The organism is Tamlana sp. s12, from assembly GCF_016767215.1.
Classification (GTDB): Bacteria; Bacteroidota; Bacteroidia; order Flavobacteriales; family Flavobacteriaceae; genus Pseudotamlana; species Pseudotamlana agarivorans.
Genome location: NZ_CP068547.1, coordinates 688,223 through 703,139, shown reverse-complemented (window position 1 = coordinate 703,139; position 14,917 = coordinate 688,223). Strand labels below are relative to the sequence as shown.

The window sequence follows — 14,917 nt, the reverse complement described above, 5'->3', positions numbered from 1 at the left end:
TTTAGAATTTAGCAATAAGTTACGTTTTGTTAAATAATCAAATTAACAAAGAACAAATTAATCATTATTCTCTTGAGCTTTCTTTTTATTCTCCTTCATCATTTCTCCAATTTGGTTACTTGCTGTAAAACTCGCTACCATATCGTTTAGCATATTACTACCAGCTTGTGGTGCATTTGGTAATAAAATGAGGTTACTATTAGTTTCTTCTCCTAAAGATTGCAGCGTATCGTAGTGCTGTGTTACAACGATTAAAGCTGATGCTTCTTGACTGTTAATACCCACACGATTTAAAACTTCAACCGATTCCTCTAAACCACGTGCAATTTCACGACGTTGATCGGCAATACCTTGTCCTTGTAAACGTTTACTTTCGGCTTCTGCTTTTGCTTTTTCAACAATTAAAATACGTTGTGCATCACCTTCATATTGCGCTGCTGTTTTTTCTCTGTCGGCAGCATTAATACGGTTCATGGCTGCCTTTACTTGTGGATCAGGATCAATATCGGTAACTAAAGTTTTAATGATATCAAAACCATAATCAAGCATGGCATCATTTAATTCAGCTTTTACAGCTAATGCAATATCATCTTTTTTAACAAAGACATCATCTAATTTCATTTTTGGAACTTCGGCACGAACCACATCAAAGACGTATGAAGTAATTTGCTCATGCGGATAATCCAGTTTATAAAAGGCATCATATACTTTTTCTTTTATCACTTTGTATTGTACAGATACTTTAAGTCTTACAAATACATCATCCAAAGTTTTAGTCTCAATGATAACGTCTAATTGTTGAATTTTTAAACTTAAACGCCCAGAAACTCGATCAACCAATGGTATTTTTAGTTGTAATCCAGATTGGCGAATGCTTTGAAATTTACCAAAGCGTTCTATAATGGCTGCCGTTTGTTGTTTGACTGTAAATAAGCCTGTAATAATGATAATGAGGCCTAAAAAAATAATGGGAAATAAAATGAAAGACATAATTTTTAGATTAAAAATTTATAGAAATTAATATACAAACTTTAATCTATATTGAAAGGTTAAAGTTTGATGTATGAAATATAAGTCATTTTTACTATTAGTCTTCTATACACTCCTTTTTGTTACAAAATGATTTTTTTAAACGAATTAATTTTAACCATATAATGGATTTAAAAAGGCAAATTTATTGAGTACTGTAACTGAAAATAAAAAGGGAAGCATTTCGTTAAAAATACTTCCCTTTTTTATGATGTATATTTTTACTTTATTAAAGTAAGGTTATTACGTTTTCAATACGCTTTATGCTTTCATTTTTGCCAATCATGTACATGATATCAAAAACATCTGGACCTTGTAAAGCGCCAACCAAAGCCAAACGTAAAGGCATCATCACTTTTCCGAAACCAATCTCGTTGCTTGTAATCCATCCTTTTATTGCTGTTTGAATGTTATCAACAGTAAAATCTTCAATACCATTCACGATAGAAATGACTTCAGATAAAATAGCTTTTGTATCTTCTTTAAATGCCTTTTTAGAAGCTTTTTCATCGTATGATGTTGGTGCCGTGAAAAAATAATGGGTTAACTCCCAAAAATCTGACACAAATGTGGCACGTTCTTTAACCAAACCAATGGCCATACCGATGTACTGACTATCGATGTCGGTATTTAATTTAGCGTCAACAATAGGTTTAAAAGCTTCAGCTAATATCTCGTCGTGTTGCTCTTGCATGTAATGGTGGTTAAACCATTTTGTTTTATCCGGATCAAAACGAGCCCCTGCTTTGTTCACACGTTTTAAATCGAAATCGTTAATTAGCTGATCAAGACTAAAAATCTCTTGTTCTGTACCTGGGTTCCACCCTAAAAAGGCTAGGAAGTTTACCATGGCTTCAGGGAAATAACCATCTTCTTTATAGCCTCTAGAAATTTCGTTTGTTTTTGGATCTTTCCATTCTAAAGGAAATACAGGAAAACCTAATTTATCACCATCACGTTTGCTTAATTTTCCTTTACCTGTAGGTTTTAAAATTAAAGGTAAATGCGCAAATTCTGGAGCTTCCCATCCGAAGGCTTTATATAATTGGTAGTGTAATGCTAATGAAGGTAACCATTCTTCACCACGAATCACATGGGTAATTTCCATCAAATGGTCGTCTACAATATTCGCCAAATGATAGGTTGGCATGCCATCACTTTTAAACAATACTTTATCATCTAAAATATTGGTATCGATTTTAATATCACCACGAATAATATCTTTAAGATGTAAAGTTTCATCTTGTGGCGATTTAAAACGAATCACGTAATCTTCACCAGCATCAATTTTAGCCTGAGTTTCTTCCGCGCTAAGCGATAAAGAATTACTCAATTTTAAGCGGTTGTGCCAATTATAAATAAAAGTCTTTCCTTTTGCTTCATGATCTTTTCTGTGGAAATCTAAATTTTCAGCTGTATCAAAAGCATAATAGGCATTACCCGATGCGATTAACTCATCGGCGTATTGTTTGTATAAATCTTTACGTTCACTTTGTCGGTAGGGACCAAAGGCACCTTCTTTACCAACACCTTCATCAATAGGCATTCCGCACCATTTTAGGGCATCAATAATGTATTGTTCAGCACCTTCAACATAGCGGTTTTGATCGGTATCTTCAATACGTAGAATAAAATCGCCACCATGTTTCTTGGCAAATAAATAGTTGAATAAGGCGGTTCTTACGCCTCCAATATGTAAAGGTCCTGTTGGGCTAGGTGCAAAACGCACACGAACTTTTTTGGTCATGATATAATGTTTCTGTTGAAAATAGCCTCTTAAACAAGGCGTCAAGAAGCGCTGCAAAGATACAATTAACAGCTAATTTAGAACCTCGTAAAAAATAAAATTGTAGTTTAGTAAGTTAAAAGATTATCAACGAATAGGTTTAGAGGCGTGCATGAATCATTTTAAAATCATACAAGAAAAGTTAGAGGTATTTATAAGGCGATTTTATATTAATGAATTGCTTAAAGGTGCCCTATTATTTTTTACTATAGGCTTGCTATATTTTCTTCTAACTCTTTTTATAGAATCTGTTTTATGGTTAAACCCTACATCTAGAACGGTACTGTTTTGGCTGTTCGTGATTGTGGAATTAGGTTTGCTTATTAAATTTTTAGTCCTCCCATTGGCCAAACTATTTAAACTCCAAAAGGGAATTGATTACGAATTTGCTTCTAAAATTATTGGTAAACATTTTCCCGAAGTCAACGATAAATTGCTTAACGTTTTACAATTACATCAGAATAAGGAACAATCGGAATTACTCTTGGCGAGTATTGAGCAAAAATCATTAGAGCTCCAACCAGTGCCTTTTAAATTAGCTGTTAATTTTAAATCGACGACAAAGTATTTAAAATATGCTGCCATTCCCGTGCTTATTGTTTTATTGGTGTTTTTGTCTGGTCATATTAATGGATTTAGCGCGAGTTATAAACGGGTGGTCGATTATAAAACGGCTTACGAACCGCCAGCACCTTTCAAATTTTTTGTAATTAATAATGATTTAAACGCTGTAGAGAATAAGGATTTTACTTTGCGTGTAGAAACTGTTGGTGAAGTGGTTCCTGAATCTGTTCAAATTCTCTATAATGACGAGGTTTATTTTTTAGAAGAAAAGGGGATAGGAACGTTTGAATATGTGTTTTCTCAACCTAAAGAAACAATAGATTTTCGTTTGTCGGCAAATGATGTGTATTCTAAAGACTATCAGATAAATGTTATTCCTACGCCGTCTTTAGTGAGTTTTAATATGATTTTGGATTATCCAAATTATACTAAAAAAGCTAATGAAACTTTGAAGAGTACTGGGAATGCTTTGGTTCCTGAAGGCACCAAAATCACTTGGCAAGTTCAAACCAAGTCTACTAACGAAGTACAGTTTGTATCTAAAGACACCAGTCTTTTTATTTCTGATGGTGCTAATGCCTTTAAATATTCTAAGCAGGCGTTTAATCATTTCAATTACGGATTAAGTACCAGTAATACCAAACTTAAAAATTACGAAAATTTAGATTTTTCTATTGCTGTTGTTAAAGATGAGCATCCTGAATTGAACATCAAGGTTGAAAAGGATACGGTAGATTTACAAACCCTTTATTTCTATGGGCAGGTGAGTGACGATTATGGCTTTTCTAAATTACAAATGGTTTATTACCCTTCTAATGATGAATCAGCCAAACAGTTTGTTGCCTTGCCATTTTCTAATTCCAATGTTTCAGAATTTGTTACCGCTTTTCCTAATAATTTAAATATTGAAGCAGGGATATCTTATGATTTGTATTTTCAAGTTATTGATAATGATGCAGTTAACGGTTTTAAATCGGTTAAAAGTCAGGTTTTTAACTATAGAAAGCGTACGAATGAAGAAGCTATTGAGAAAAATCTCAATGAACAGCAAGATGCGATTCAGGATTTGAATAAATCTCTAAATAAATTTGATACGCAACAAAAGTCTTTGGAGCAATTAACCAAAACGCAACGCGAAAAAAAGGTTTTAAATTTTAATGATAAAAAGAAGTTAGAATCTTTTCTGAAATATCAAAAGCAGCAGGATGCTATGATGAAACAGTTCAACAAAAAGCTTAATGATAATTTAGAAGAGTTTCAAAAAGAAAATGAGGAGAAGGACGAATTTAAAGAAGATTTGAAACAGCGTTTAAAGGACAACGAAAAACAGTTAAAAAAGGATGAAAAATTGCTGGAGGAGCTAGAACGTCTTCAAGAAAAAATTAATAAAGAGGAACTGATTAATAAACTTGAGGAACTCTCAAAACAAAATAAAAACAAGAAACGTAGCTTGGAGCAAATGTTGGAGTTAACCAAGCGTTTTTACGTTGAAAAGAAATTGGAGAAACTCCAGGAGGATTTGTTAAAACTTGCTGAGGAACAAGAAGCACTTTCCAATAAACCTAAATCTGAAAATCAATCTGAAAAACAAGATGCTTTGAATAAAAGTTTTGAAGGCTATAAAAAGGAGATTGAAAATTTAGAAGAAGAAAGTAAATCTCTTAAAAAGCCTATTGAAATTCCGCGTGATAAACTTGACGAAAATGAAGTGCAGTCCGAACAAAAAAATGCGCTTGATGAGCTTCAAAAATTAGAAGAAGATAGAGAGGGTAAACCTGAGGAACAAAATGAAAATTTAAAAAATGCTCATAAGAGTCAGAAGAAAGCTGCTGAAAAAATGAAGCAGATGAGTGCTCAGATGAAATCTGCTATGCAAATGGGTGGTGCCGAATCGATGCAAGAAGACACCGAAATGTTGCGTCAGGTACTTGACAATTTAGTGCTGTTCTCTTTCGAACAAGAAGAACTTATGGATCGGTTTAGAAATATCCAAGGCGATCATAATAAGTTTGCCAACTACCTTAAAAAGCAAAATGATTTAAGGGTTTATTTCGAGCACGTGGATGATAGCCTTTTTGCTTTGTCTTTACGTCAACCAAAATTATCGGAACAAGTTAATAAAGAAATCTCCGAGGTATATTACAACATTGATAAAGCGCTTGAGTTATTTGCAGAGAATCATGTGTTTCAAGGCATCTCTAATCAGCAATTCACTATTACGGCTACTAACAATCTTTCCGATTTTTTAAGTGATGTTTTAGACAACATGGAAGAGAGTTTGAGTATGTCTGCTGGAAAAGGTGGAGAAGGTGAAATGCAGCTTCCTGATATTATTATGGGGCAGGAGGAATTAAACAAGATGATGGAGGAAGGCATGTCTCAAGGTGAAAAGGGAAAGCCTAAAGAAGGAACAGGGCAGCAGGAAGGTGAAGGTCAAGAGGGTTCTAAGGAAGGCGATAAAAATGGCGAAAAAGGTAAATCAGGTAAGCCTGGTCAAGATGGTGAATCATCGGGACAAGAAGGCGATGGTAAATCGGGTTCTGGAAATGGTGATGGCGATTCGCAAGAAGCCTTATTATTTGAAATTTACAAACAGCAGCAAGCACTTCGTCAAGCTTTAGAAGATAAACTAGCTAAGGAAGGCAAATCAGGAACTGGAGGTTCTTTAACGCGTCAAATGGAGCGTATTGAAATGGATTTGTTGAATGAAGGATTTACGAAACGAACCCTTCAGCGTATGATGAATTTGAAACATCAATTAATGCGTTTAGAAAACGCGACTCTAGAACAAGGTGAAGAAGATAAACGGGAATCACAAACGCCTAATAATGATTTCAAAGGCACTTCTAGTGATCAAATTCCGAAGGCAAAACAATATTTTAAAACTACCGAAATATTAAACCGACAAGCTTTACCTTTGCAGCAAAATTACAAGGAACGTGTAAAGGAATATTTTAAGGAAGATCATGATTAACTTTAATTACGAAACGGAATTTGAACTCGCCTCTGAAGCGGGTATTTCTAAATGGATTGCTGACACTATTAAGCATGAAGAATATAAGCTTGAAGAGATCAATTATATTTTTTGTGATGATGATTATTTATATAATTTGAATGTCGAGTTTCTTAAACATGACACCTTAACCGATATTATCAGTTTCGATTATTCTATAGGAAAATTAATTCAAGGTGATATTTATATTTCTGTTGATCGTGTTCGTGATAATGCTTTAGAGTATGATGTTGACTTCGATGAAGAAATGTGTCGGGTGATCATTCATGGCGTTTTACATTACTGTGGCTATAAAGACAAAACAGATGATGAAGCTAAGCAGATGCGTAGCAAGGAAAATTTCTATCTATCTCGACTTAAGTAGATTTCCTTATTTCAGTGTATATTTGCAAACTAAAAATTTTTAGTGTTCCACGTGGAACACTGTATTGAAACCAGATATTATGTTTAACGAAGTTTATGATGTTATCGTTGTTGGTGCTGGGCACGCAGGAAGTGAAGCTGCGGCCGCTGCGGCTAATATGGGAAGTAAAACCTTATTAGTTACCATGAACCTGCAAAACATCGCTCAGATGTCTTGTAATCCAGCGATGGGAGGTATTGCTAAGGGGCAAATTGTTCGTGAGATTGATGCTTTAGGTGGTTACAGTGGTATTGTGTCTGATACATCGGCTATTCAATTTAAAATGCTTAATAAATCTAAAGGGCCTGCTATGTGGAGTCCGAGGGTTCAAAGTGACCGTATGCGATTTGCTGAAGATTGGCGTATGCTTTTAGAGGGCACTCCTAATTTAGATTTTTATCAGGAAATGGTGGCTGGTTTGTTAATTGAAAACGGACGTGTTGCTGGTGTAAAAACTTCGCTTGGTATTTCTATTAAAGCAAAATCTGTTGTGCTTACCAATGGAACTTTTTTAAATGGTTTAATCCATATTGGAGATAAAAATTTTGGTGGTGGTAGAGCAGGAGAAAAAGCTGCTACGGGTATTACTGAACAATTGGTGGATTTAGGTTTTGAATCTGGAAGAATGAAAACAGGTACACCTCCAAGAGTTGATGGTCGTAGTTTAGATTATTCTAAAATGACCGAACAACCAGGAGATGATAATCCAGAAAAATTTTCATTTCTAGACATTACAAAACCGTTAGTTGAACAACGTTCTTGTTATATGACTTATACTAGTGAACAAGTTCATGATTTGTTACGTGAGGGGTTTGATCGTTCGCCTATGTTCAACGGACGTATTAAAAGTTTAGGCCCGCGTTATTGTCCGTCTATAGAAGATAAAATAAATCGTTTTGCGGATAAAGACAGGCATCAATTATTTATCGAACCAGAAGGCTGGCATACTTGTGAAGTTTATGTGAATGGTTTTTCTACATCGCTTCCAGAAGATGTTCAATTTAAAGCGTTACGTTCTGTAGTAGGTTTTGAGAATGTGAAATTCTTCAGACCAGGATATGCTATTGAATATGATTATTTCCCGCCTACACAGCTTAAACATACTTTAGAAACTAAGTTGGTTGAAGGTTTGTATTTTGCTGGTCAAATTAACGGAACAACAGGTTATGAAGAAGCCGCTTCTCAAGGTTTGATGGCTGGTATTAATGCTAGTTTAAAAGTTCAAGAACGTGATGCGTTTACCTTAAAAAGAGATGAGGCTTATATAGGAGTTTTAATAGATGATTTAATTACTAAGGGTACGGAAGAGCCTTATCGTATGTTTACGTCGAGAGCTGAATATCGTACTTTACTGCGTCAGGATAATGCTGATTTACGATTAACACCAAAAGGTTTTGAGCTTGGTTTGGCTTCTGAAAAACGTTTAAAACGTATGGAAGAAAAGCATGAAGCTGCCGAAAAGTTTGTTGATTTCTTTGAGAAAACCAGCGTTAAACCGGAGGTGATTAATCCTATTTTAGAGAGCAAATCTTCATCGCCTGTAAATCAATCAGGGAAGTTGTTTAAGGTTTTTGCGCGTCCAAATATCGAAATGGACGATCTTAGAAAAGTGGATAGTGTAGAGGCTTATATTCAAGAAAACAACTTAGATCGTGAGATTATTGAACAGGCAGAAATACAAGTAAAATATGCTGGGTATATTGCAAAGGAAAAGAATAACGCCGATAAATTAAGCCGTTTAGAGTACGTTAAAATACCATCTAATTTTGATTATTCTCAAATCAAATCTATGAGTTTTGAAGCTCGTGAAAAGCTTAAAAAAATACAACCTACTACCGTTTCTCAGGCTTCCAGAATCAGTGGTGTTTCTCCAAATGACATCTCTGTATTGCTTGTTTATATGGGTAGATAATACCGAAAAAAGCATTTCTTTTTAAAACGTTCCACGTGGAACATGTGTTTTTTTAGAGTGTTTTTATTGTGATTTTGGGTCACTCTAAGCTTGTTGAAGTATCTTTTTATTGTTAAATTTTGATACAGAAATAGACCTTTTACAAGCTTAGAATGGCTTCTTATTTATTTGAAATTGTCTTCAAATTTTAATAAACACGTCATTAAATGCAGGTTCGTCATTATCCCCTTGAGGGGATAATAGGGGTGTTTTAATTATAGTTTTTATATTTTATTTAGTTTGACCAAGTGTTATTTTAGTTAAATTTTGATGTAGAAATGGGTTTTCAATAGGCTTAAATTGATGTCATATTTAGTTAAAATTGTATCAATTTGAATTAAAACGTCATTAAAAATATCTGCGTTATTATCCCCTTGAGGACTACCGAAATGAAAACATCGTTTTAATTGAAGGTACCTGGCGTAGCCAATAGGGGTGTTTTTAAACTAGTTTTTAGCCTAGATTCCGAGGTCAAAAACAATCTATATGCTTTCATTTTAAGATAAATTCCTTTTGTTTTAATCTTAATTTTTATGTCACACGGAGCTTGTTGAAGTGTTTTTTAGTTAAATTTTGAAACAGAAATGTGTCTTCGACAAGCTCAGACTGACATCGTATTTAGTTAAAAACGCATACATTTTAATCAAAAATCATTTAAAAATCACTCCATAATTATCCGATAGAGGAGAGGTAAGGTTTGTTTTAAATAAAATTTTTGTCTTAATTCAGAATGAAAACACAATCAAAAATGGTTTTTTATCAATAAATATCTCTTGGTTTAACCCCAATTTTCATGTCACACTGAGGGTATCTAAGTGTTTTTTGAATCAGATTTTGATATATAAATTGGTTTGAGCTAAGGACATCTGGGAACTATATTAAGTAAAAACGGTATCTTTTTCAGCTTAATTATTTTAAAAATCTAAAGTAGTATCGTTATCAAATAGGCTGAATTTTTCCATGATAGAAAACTATTCTGAATCGTAGTTGTGTTTTTTTTCGAACTTTTCTTTTAAACTGTTCTGTTTAAATATTACATTTAGTCCGTTTATTAGCTAAATAAAACTGTTATTTACACTTAATTATTTTAAACTGTGACAGACGAAAACGACTTAAAAGTTATAGATCATTCCGTTTCGGGAGAAGAATTTACACTGATTAAAAATTCAGAATTCGGGTTTTTAGAAACCACTCCTAAGCCAGATATCGATAAATTACCTCATTATTATGAGAGTAAAGATTATATTTCTCATACCGATTCTAGAAGGAATTTAGTGGAGATTATATATCATATTGTACGAGGGGTATCTCTTAAAAAGAAGGTTCAGCTTATTGATGAGCATGCTTCAGATGGTAAAATTTTGCTAGATATTGGCTGCGGAACTGGCGATTTTTTAAAAGTAGCTAAAGAAAATGGATGGTATGGTTATGGTATCGAACCCAATGCTCATGCTCGTGAGATTGCAAATAAGAAAACAAATCAAGGGGTTTTTGATACCGATGAGCTTCTTAAATTTAAAGAGCATCGATTTGATGTTATCACACTTTGGCACGTTTTAGAGCATTTACCAGATCTAGAAAATCAAATTGAAATTTATAAAAAACTCCTAAAACCGAGTGGGACTTTAATTATTGCAGTCCCTAACCATAAGAGTTACGATGCTGCTTATTATCAAGAATTTTGGGCAGCTTATGATGTGCCAAGACACCTTTGGCATTTTTGTCAAGATTCTATGGCGGCATTATTATCAAAACATTTTTTAAAAGTTGTTGATGTGATTCCTATGAAGTACGATGCTTATTATGTGAGTCTGCTTTCAGAAAAATATAGAAAAGCAAGCTTTAAATTATTTCGAGCTTTCATCACTGGTTTTAAATCAAATTCGAAAGCAAAACGTTCAAAAGAAGCTTCGTCTTTGATTTTTGTGGTTAAAAATGAGTAAAAACTTATTTGTTTCTTGTTTAAGCGTTTTAAAACATTATAAACAGCCAATCATAAAGGCGTTTTTTAAAAGTGGCTTAAAAAGCTTTATTTGAAGTTGTTTTTAATAGTAATTTGTTATTAAGGTTTTAATGTCTATAATTTTTATTTATATGTTAAAATCATTTCAAATCATGATTTGATTCTACTTTACTTTCCTACATTTGTTTGCATATAAAATCAAATAATAATAATAAAAGAATGAAAAACATATTTTACCTCGTTTTAGTTGCTCTGGTTATAACATCTTGTAACCAACAAAAAATCGGTTACATTGATAATGGAATCGTTATAAACGATTTTCAAGAAAAGATCGATATCGAAACTAAGTTTCAAATTAAAGATGAGGCTTTTAAAAAACGTGCTGATAGTATCGGTCAAGCATTTCAAGCCGAAGTAAAAGAAGCACAAACTGTCGCTAGAAAAACACCTCAAAAAGCTCAAGAAATTATGGGTGGTTTACAACAAAAGCAACAAAGACTACAACAACAAATGCAAATTGAACAACAAGCGCTTACTCAAGAGTTTCAAACACAAATTGATACTGTAATTGTGAAGGTTAAAGACTTCGTTAAAGATTACGGTAAGAAAAATGGTTATACTTTTATTTTAGGGACTAGTGATGCTGCAGCTTCAGTACTTTATGGTGCAGAAGAAAACGATTTAACGCAAACCGTGTTAGAAGCTTTAAATGCTGAATACAAAAAATAATAATTATTTTATAACATGATTTATAAAGCCAAATGTTTTCATTTGGCTTTTTTTGTACAATAGATTTATCTAACTTTAGTTTTATAGGTGTGATATACCATAAGTTAATCAAAGATGTTTCAAATTTATCAAGAGCATTCGGCTATTTATTTGGATTCTAAAGCCTTTAAATGGCTTTACTTATGGTGTACAATTGGTTTTACTATTCTTTTCCTTGTGGTGTTTCAACCCTTCGGCATATCGGAAGAACTGCATTATAATTCTAAGTCATATTTTGATTTTTTAGGGCTGCTTTTTGGAGTTTCAATTGCTGTATTTTTTGGGTTGTACCTGTCGCAATTTATCTTAAGACCACTTTTTAAAATGCATAATAAGCCATTAAAAACCTATTTACTTTGGTTTGTAACAGAACCTGTTATTTTGGTAGCGGTTTATTTTATAGTGAGTCTTTTTATACCCGATTTAGGCGGCGCTTCACAAAGTGAGGAATGGACTTTTCTATTTCAGTTAAAAAACATTTTACAAACGCTAGCTATTCTAATCTTTCCGTTTATAATAACCTTATTAGTAACGATTTATAAATACCAAAATTTAAAACTTCATAAGCTAGAGTCTGCGGTTCATGAACCTTCTGTTAATCAAGACAGTTTCTCAGAAATCATTCATATAAAAAATGAAAACGATCAGGTGGAATTAACGGTTGATATTCTAGATGTCGTATTTTTAAAATCTGATAATCAATATGTTAAAGTGAATTATCTTAAAGACGAACAGTTGGAAACGCAATTAATTCGTACCCGGTTAAAATCCATTCTTGATGCCTATCCAAACAAGGGTTTATTACGTGCCCACCGGTCATATATTGTCAACCAACATTTTGCAGAAAGATTAGAAAGAAGAGGTTCCAAACAATTTTTGACCTTACAGGTAAATCAATTGCGTGTACCTGTTTCTAACTCTTATTTGTCAGATATTAAAGCTGCTATCCTTTAATTTTTAAATTAATTCACTCCGTATTTCATTCGATTCACTCCAAAGTGCCTTATTTTAGTGTGTTTCTTATAAATATTTGCTTCTTTTACAACTCCATTTAAAACGAACCTATTTTTATGAAATTTAAATTAAGTGCCTCTTTTATTTTATTTAGCCTCTTGGTCTTTTCTCAAGAAAACTATACGATTAGTGGTACGGTGAAGGATTTTTCTAATGGCGAACTCGTATTTGGGGCTTCGGTTTTTTTAGAAAATACTTCTAACGGAAGCATTACAAACGCCTATGGTTTTTACTCCATTACAGCCCCTGAAGGGACCTATAACATTGTGGTGTCGTATTTGGGGTATGTTACTGAAAAACAAGTGGTGATCTTGGATAAAAACCAAAGTATAGCTTTTGAGCTAAAAGAAGATACCACGTCTTTAGATGAAGTGGTAATTACAGCTGAAGAGTCTGAAAAAGCAAATATTAGAGACCCACAAATGAGTGTTGCTGTTATAAAAAGTACGACTATTAAACAAATTCCTGCGGTTTTGGGTGAAGTCGATTTGGTGAAATCCATTCAACTATTACCTGGTGTTACTAACAACGGAGAGGGCTCTAACGGGTTTAATGTTAGAGGTGGTGCGGTCGATCAAAATCTAGTGCTTCTTGATGAAGCCATTATTTTTAATGAATCCCACTTATTTGGTTTCTTCTCGGTTTTTAATGCCGATGTGGTTAAGGATATCAAATTATACAAAGGAAATATTCCTTCAAATTTTGGTGGTAGAGTGTCGTCTGTGCTCGATATCAGACAAAAAGATGGGAATAGTAAGGATTTTGAATTAACTGGAGGCATTGGTTTAATTTCTAGTAGATTGGCTGCCGAAGGTCCCATGTTTAATAACAAAGGGTCTTTTATTGTAGCTGGGCGCTCCTCTTATGCCCACTTATTTTTAAAATTAGCCAATGAAGATAATTCAGCTTATTTCTACGATTTTAATGCTAAAGCGAACTATGAGATTAATCAAAATAACCGCCTGTATTTATCGGGTTATTTTGGTAGAGATGTTTTAAATTTCGATGATTCCTTTACAAATTCATATGGTAATAGCACGTTTAACTTGCGTTGGAATCATATTTTTAATGACAAACTTTTTTCTAATTTATCCTTCATTTATGGGAATTATAATTACCAATTGAAACTCGGGTTTATTGGATTGGACTGGACTTCTAGCATTAAAAATTTTAACGCGAAATACGATTTAAAATATTACCTCAATAATAAAACGACAATTGATTTCGGATTAAGTACCATCCATTATAATTTCAATCCTGGTGATGTGAAACCGTTAGATGATGATTCCGCAATCAATGAAAATATTTTAGATAAAAAACGCGCCTTAGAATCTGGACTTTACGGACAAATTGAGCATAAGCTTACTGACAAATTGAATGTACAAGTTGGTCTACGATTGAGTATGTTTAATCGCTTAGGCGGACAGCCCATTTCAACGTACTTAAATGATCAGCCAGTGGTTTATAATGATGAATTGGGTATTTATGAAGAAGGGGAACGCACTGGAGAAATAGATTATGCTAAAAATGAAAGCATTGCCGATTTTTATAATTTCGAACCCCGTTTAGGATTAGCTTATCAGCTAAATGAAACCTCGTCTGTGAAATTAGGGTTTTCAAGAATAGCCCAATATTTACATTTATTATCCAATACTGCTAATGCTACACCCCTAGATGTTTGGACACCAAGTGGTTCTTTTATCGATCCGCAAATGGCTAATCAATATTCTGCAGGGTATTTTAAAGATTTGCAAGGTGGTCGATTTTCCATAGAAACCGAAGTGTATTACAAAACGGTTGATAACCGAATTGATTACATAGATGGGTCCAATTTAATTGCGAATAATAATATCGAAACTCAAATTTTACAAGGACAATCTCGTGCTTATGGTTTGGAGTTTTTATTCCGAAAAAATAAAGGAAAATTTACGGGCTGGTTAGCGTATACCCTATCAAAGTCTGAACAACAAACCCCTGGTGGATCTGCTGGCGGACCAGGGATAAATAAAGGTGATTGGTACAATACTCCATTTGATAGAACACACGATATCTCGCTTACAGGAAGTTACTTATTGACTAAAAAATGGAGTTTAAGTGGTAATTTTATCTTTCAAACAGGGCGTCCCGTAACATATCCGGTAGGACAATATGAATACGAAGGTTTGTCTATAGCAAATTACGATAGTAGAAATGCAAATCGTTTACCGGCCTATAACCGTTTGGATTTAGCTGCAACGTATAAACCAAACCGCAAACCGCAAGGAAAATGGAAAGGGGAGTGGGTTTTTAGTCTTTATAACGTTTATAATCGAAAAAATGCAGCCTCTATTTCATTCGGTCAAAATCTTGAAACTGGCGTTAATGAAGCTACAAGAACAGCCATTTTTGGTATCGTACCATCGATAACCTACAACTTTAAATTTTAA

Annotated in this window: 9 protein-coding genes; 7 read left to right on the top strand and 2 right to left on the bottom strand. The window is 33.6% G+C overall.

Features of this window, described 5'->3' with window-relative positions:
* Nucleotides 1-57 precede the first annotated feature (57 nt).
* Nucleotides 58-990, bottom strand: a complete 933-nt coding sequence (locus JJL45_RS02965; protein ID WP_067145507.1) for an SPFH domain-containing protein — start codon at nt 988-990, stop codon at nt 58-60.
* A 268-nt stretch (nt 991-1,258) separates the two neighbouring features.
* Nucleotides 1,259-2,776, bottom strand: coding sequence for a glutamate--tRNA ligase (gltX, locus tag JJL45_RS02960; protein WP_068605038.1), 1,518 nt, complete (start codon nt 2,774-2,776; stop codon nt 1,259-1,261).
* Between the two features lie 151 nt (nt 2,777-2,927).
* Between gltX and JJL45_RS02955 the strand changes: the two genes are divergently transcribed.
* The 7 genes from JJL45_RS02955 (at nt 2,928) to JJL45_RS02925 (ending at nt 14,917) form a co-directional block, all read left to right on the top strand.
* Nucleotides 2,928-6,353: a DUF4175 family protein gene (locus tag JJL45_RS02955; RefSeq protein WP_068605040.1), complete on the top strand. Its 3,426-nt coding sequence runs from the start codon at nt 2,928-2,930 to the stop codon at nt 6,351-6,353.
* A complete protein-coding gene (gene ybeY, locus JJL45_RS02950) occupies nt 6,346-6,756 on the top strand; it encodes an rRNA maturation RNase YbeY (protein WP_068605041.1) in 411 nt (136 codons plus the stop codon). The genes JJL45_RS02955 and ybeY overlap by 8 nt, the downstream gene beginning before the upstream one ends.
* A 79-nt stretch (nt 6,757-6,835) precedes the next feature.
* Complete coding sequence (gene mnmG / locus JJL45_RS02945; protein WP_068605119.1) at nt 6,836-8,707, top strand: tRNA uridine-5-carboxymethylaminomethyl(34) synthesis enzyme MnmG; 1,872 nt, start codon at nt 6,836-6,838, stop codon at nt 8,705-8,707.
* A 1,133-nt stretch (nt 8,708-9,840) separates the two neighbouring features.
* Entirely contained in the window at nt 9,841-10,689 is an 849-nt protein-coding gene (locus JJL45_RS02940; protein ID WP_068605042.1) for a class I SAM-dependent methyltransferase, read from the top strand.
* 239 nt (nt 10,690-10,928) lie between these two features.
* A complete protein-coding gene (locus tag JJL45_RS02935; protein WP_068605043.1) occupies nt 10,929-11,438 on the top strand; it encodes an OmpH family outer membrane protein in 510 nt (169 codons plus the stop codon).
* A gap of 114 nt (nt 11,439-11,552) precedes the next feature.
* Nucleotides 11,553-12,431 carry a LytTR family DNA-binding domain-containing protein gene (locus JJL45_RS02930; protein WP_068605044.1) on the top strand — a complete coding sequence of 293 codons (879 nt, stop codon included), beginning with the start codon at nt 11,553-11,555 and terminating at the stop codon, nt 12,429-12,431.
* 116 nt (nt 12,432-12,547) lie between these two features.
* Complete coding sequence (locus JJL45_RS02925; protein ID WP_068605046.1) at nt 12,548-14,917, top strand: TonB-dependent receptor; 2,370 nt, start codon at nt 12,548-12,550, stop codon at nt 14,915-14,917.

Coding starts and splice junctions, on each gene's coding strand:
- mnmG (WP_068605119.1), top strand. CDS start 6,836: ATGTTTAACGAAGTTTATGATGTTATCGTTGTTGGTGCTGGGCACGCA.
- ybeY (WP_068605041.1), top strand. CDS start 6,346: ATGATTAACTTTAATTACGAAACGGAATTTGAACTCGCCTCTGAAGCG.
- JJL45_RS02955 (WP_068605040.1), top strand. CDS start 2,928: ATGAATCATTTTAAAATCATACAAGAAAAGTTAGAGGTATTTATAAGG.
- gltX (WP_068605038.1), bottom strand. CDS start 2,776: ATGACCAAAAAAGTTCGTGTGCGTTTTGCACCTAGCCCAACAGGACCT.
- JJL45_RS02925 (WP_068605046.1), top strand. CDS start 12,548: ATGAAATTTAAATTAAGTGCCTCTTTTATTTTATTTAGCCTCTTGGTC.
- JJL45_RS02930 (WP_068605044.1), top strand. CDS start 11,553: ATGTTTCAAATTTATCAAGAGCATTCGGCTATTTATTTGGATTCTAAA.
- JJL45_RS02965 (WP_067145507.1), bottom strand. CDS start 990: ATGTCTTTCATTTTATTTCCCATTATTTTTTTAGGCCTCATTATCATT.
- JJL45_RS02935 (WP_068605043.1), top strand. CDS start 10,929: ATGAAAAACATATTTTACCTCGTTTTAGTTGCTCTGGTTATAACATCT.